At 36.0% G+C, this 4,075-nt stretch carries 4 protein-coding genes and 1 tRNA gene; 3 read left to right on the forward strand and 2 right to left on the reverse strand.

The window, feature by feature from the left end:
* Position 1: 1 nt before the first annotated feature.
* Positions 2-75, reverse strand: a tRNA-Arg gene (locus tag WBN20_RS14780).
* A gap of 77 nt (positions 76-152) precedes the next feature.
* Here WBN20_RS14780 and WBN20_RS14785 point away from each other — a divergent pair.
* Positions 153-665, forward strand: coding sequence for an adenine phosphoribosyltransferase (locus WBN20_RS14785; RefSeq protein ID WP_424270825.1), 513 nt, complete (start codon positions 153-155; stop codon positions 663-665).
* Here the strand turns inward: WBN20_RS14785 and WBN20_RS14790 are convergent.
* The gene (locus tag WBN20_RS14790; RefSeq protein WP_424270824.1) at positions 662-814 is read right to left on the reverse strand and encodes an SsrA-binding protein; all 153 of its coding nucleotides are present in this window, start codon (positions 812-814) and stop codon (positions 662-664) included. The two genes, WBN20_RS14785 and WBN20_RS14790, sit on opposite strands and share 4 nt — an antisense overlap.
* Positions 815-1,494: 680 nt before the next feature.
* Between WBN20_RS14790 and WBN20_RS14795 the strand changes: the two genes are divergently transcribed.
* On the forward strand, positions 1,495-2,433 hold the full coding sequence (locus WBN20_RS14795) for a calcium/sodium antiporter (protein WP_424282236.1): 939 nt from the start codon (positions 1,495-1,497) through the stop codon (positions 2,431-2,433).
* 26 nt (positions 2,434-2,459) lie between these two features.
* The gene (locus tag WBN20_RS14800; protein ID WP_424282237.1) at positions 2,460-4,049 is read left to right on the forward strand and encodes a carboxypeptidase-like regulatory domain-containing protein; all 1,590 of its coding nucleotides are present in this window, start codon (positions 2,460-2,462) and stop codon (positions 4,047-4,049) included.
* Positions 4,050-4,075: the final 26 nt, after the last annotated feature.

The raw sequence follows: 4,075 nt of genomic DNA on the forward strand, positions 1-4,075 counted from the left end.
GTGACCTCGACAGGATTCAAACCTGTAACCTTCTGAGCCGTAATCAGATGCGCTATTCAGTTGCGCCACGAGGCCTTATTATTATGTTCCCCAACGGGGCTGCAAATATATTTCTTTTTACATTTAAGGCAAAATTACTAGCTATCAAATAAATGGATTTTAAAAATTACATCAGAGATATTCACGATTTCCCTGAGAAAGGCGTGACCTTTAAAGATATTACTCCCCTTTTAAAAGATGCAAATGCATTGCAGGCAGCGGCAGATGCCATGTTAAAGATGATCGGTGATGTAACAGTAGATAAAGTAGTTGGAATGGAAAGCAGGGGATTTTTCTTTGCGCCCATACTTGCATCACGATTAAATGCGGGATTTGTTCCTGTACGAAAAGCGGGAAAATTGCCGTCAGATAAGATTAGCAGAACCTATTCACTGGAATATGGAAAAGATACTCTGGAAATACATGCAGACAGCATTCAACCCGGAGAAAATGTAATTATACACGATGATGTTTTAGCTACAGGCGGGACTGCTAAAGCCACTTGTGAATTGGTGGAATCATTAGGAGGTAAAGTAATACAATGTAATTTTTTGCTGGAGTTGTTAAACCTTAAAGGTGCGGCTAAATTAAATGGTTACCAGATTAAATCATTAGTAAGTTTTTAATCCAGGGCGTTGGTTGTTATAAAGTAACGCCAACCAATAATGGCCATTTGGTACTTGGAGGCTTTGGAAAGGTCTAATCTCTTTTTAGTAAAGGAAGGTAATATTAGTCTGTTAATCCTGGCAAGAAGCTTAAAAAGTCCTTTTTTCATGTATTGCTTTTTGCAAATATACTATCTTATACAGAATGCTTAGGAAGCCTACTTAATATAAATATAACACAACCTCTTATCAGGTTATTATCAGAATTAGCGATACTAATACGAATATAATTATCTTGGCAATAGTGATCATAACTTGTATTTTATACGATTAAAAAAAGTTCATTTTGATTTATTATTATTCGAAGATATTGCAATCCAATCCTCCTCTCCAAGGAAATCGGCAATAATTAATGCGATTGAATGCAGTATTGTAAGTAAAATGACGAATATGGTTTTAATTTAATTGACATAGCCTTATTTAAACTTTTGTATAGTAAGAATAATTAATCTTTAAAGTTATAAACTGCAATATTTGTAGGGGTTATTTGGCACTTTTTTTGAAATCCAAGGCGTTTTTATAGGTAAAAAACACTTTAATTGGCACTTCCGTTGTGAAATAAAAAAATACCGATCAGAAATGTGATCGGTATTTTAAGAATATAAGTATTTAGTTTAAGTACTTTCGGGAGCTAGTTCTCCTTTTTGGTTTTTGGGAATTGATATTTCATTGAACGGGTAACATCTGCAGGTATAAAATTATCTATAATTTGACGGAAAAAGCACTATTTATTTTATAGTGCCCAACTCTGTTGCAAACGTATTCTGCTATATTTGCTAAAATTTTTCTGATGTTGAATTTTTTGTTTATCGCAGTTGGTTTGACTCTATTAATATTTGGAGGCAACTGGTTACTGAAATCGGCTGTCGCTTTCTCCCTTAGACTGAACATACCCAGGATCATTATCGGGATGACGATCGTATCCTTTGCTACCTCCACTCCGGAACTCATAGTAAGCATAAATGCGGCAATGGAAGGTTTTCCGGACCTTGCAATGGGAAATGTAATAGGATCGAATATTGCCAACCTTGGCTTAGTATTGGCCATAGTATTACTGTTCGGTCAGATTGATGTGCGAAAAGCTTTTTATATTACAGACTGGCCGGTGATGATGGCTGCTTCGCTCTTATTTTTTGGTTTTGTTTATTTTGATGGTATTCTTCAGCGCTATGAAGGAGTGATTATGATCCTTTTTCTATTTCTGTTTTTGATTTTTTTACTTCGTTTTCAGAAGTCAGCTGTTGTTGATGACTTGCATGAGGATGATAAACCCCTGCCGCTGCATAAAGCGTTACTTTTTCTGGGAATGGGAGGGGCTGCTCTATGGGGAGGTTCAGAATTACTTATAAAGGGTGCTGTTGGATTGGCCACTTTCTATGAAGTGAGCGAGCGCATTATCGGAATTACGGTTGTTTCCGTGGGTACAAGTATCCCCGAACTTGCCGCATCACTAATTGCTATAATTAAAAAGGAAAAGTCCATATCGGTTGGAAACCTTATCGGATCCAATATTTTTAATTTATTGGCCGTGTTGGGAATAACCTCAATGATAACGCCAATATATGTTATTGATCAGGGTCTTCTGACCAGTGATATTTGGTGGATGCTTGGGGTTTCCTTTATTATCCTGCCACTGGTATTCTTTCCAAAAGGCCTGCGGCTTGGATGGCGGGATGGAATTATTTTAATTGCATTATATGCGCTATTTTTATATTTTGCTTTATTCTGAGAGTACTTATGAATAGTTAAATTTTTATGAGGTTAAGATTACTTCTGGTCTTTTCTGTCCTAGTAGGTCTTTGCATGTCTGTTGCCAGGGCACAGCAGTCTGAATTTATATATGGGAAAATCATAGATGCAGAAACTAAAGAACCTGTCTCGTTTGCCACAATACGAATTCAGAACAAAGCAATAGGCGTGATTTCCAATGAAGATGGCGGGTTTAAAATACCTCTTAAGTACCAGGCCCTGGGCAATTTCCTGGAGGTGTCCTCTATGGGTTATGAGACTAAAACAATTTTAATATCTGAATTAATTACAAATGAAATAAATATCATTTATCTACATGTAGGAATAATTGAGCTGGAAGAAGCAGTGCTAAAGGCAAGAAAAAAAAGACCTCTGGGCGCCAAAAGAATTGTCAGGAATGCTATAAATGCTATTCCCCGAAATTATCCGATAGGTTCTTTTTCTACACTGGGATATTATCGGGATTATCAATTGGATAAGAATAAATATATTAATCTTAATGAAGCTATTCTTGAAGTATTTGATGGTGGTTTTGACAAATCAGATTTGAAGACCACCAAAGTGCGTTTGTACGATTTCAAGGAGAATACAGATTTTGAAAGAAATTCTGTTGCCCGACAACCCTATGATTACCAAGGTGGTTTAAAAGTTATCGATAATGCCTATTTGCATGATTTTGGAGGAAATGAATTTACTATTTTACGCATTCACGACGCCATCCGGAATTATGAATATGAGACCTATTCTTTTGTTAACAAGTTCAAATACGAATTCCTGTCAAATCACAGTTTTGTAAGGAAGGAAGACACGTATTTAAAAGGAGAATATCTCTATACCATTGATTTTAAAAAATGGTATCAAAACTATCTTGCTTTCGGGACATTATATATTTCCAGGGAAGATTTTGCCATTCACAAATTGGAATATTCACTTTATGACAGTTTCAGATCAATGCCACTGGGAAAAACGGACAAGCACGGTACCGGCAAACAGCTTATTTTTGAGGTAATCACGGAATATCAGCGTCTAAATACTAAAATGTTTTTAAATTATATTTCCTTTCATAATACGTTTATGCTTGTAGAACCTGTGAAGTTCAGCACAGAGGAGTTTTTAGTAGACCTGAAAAGAAGATGTTTTGTAATTAAGTTAAGTGGCCAGCCAGAAGCAGTATCCACACAGAATATAACTAATTATACTATAAAATATAATAGAAAAAAAGTGCCTATAGGTCGCATAAGAATAGGAGATAAGAAAATTGAGGTTTACCCACGTTTGGCTCCGGAGAAGGAATACGCAATGTTCAAAGAAATTAGTCAGGCAACCAGCGTTGTGGAGGAGATTTCCGACCTGTTGAAGATAAAAGTAAAAAATATTTTGGATACCGATGGAAATGTATTGAATAGACCAACATATGGTATATTTGATCAATTTCGTGAGTACTTTGTTCAGCAGGTAAATCCTTCCGGTAAAGGCCCTGCAGATAGTCTTTATATGAGGAAGAATACCCCTATTTTTAAAGGGCAACCCCTGGTAAAACCGGATGGGTTCACAGATTTTTGGATGAATACACCACTTAAAACACATATAAATTAAAAAACCGCCCTTAAGGAAATAAAGGC

It is taken from the genome of Eudoraea sp., from assembly GCF_049665975.1.
Taxonomy (GTDB): domain Bacteria; phylum Bacteroidota; class Bacteroidia; order Flavobacteriales; family Flavobacteriaceae; genus Eudoraea.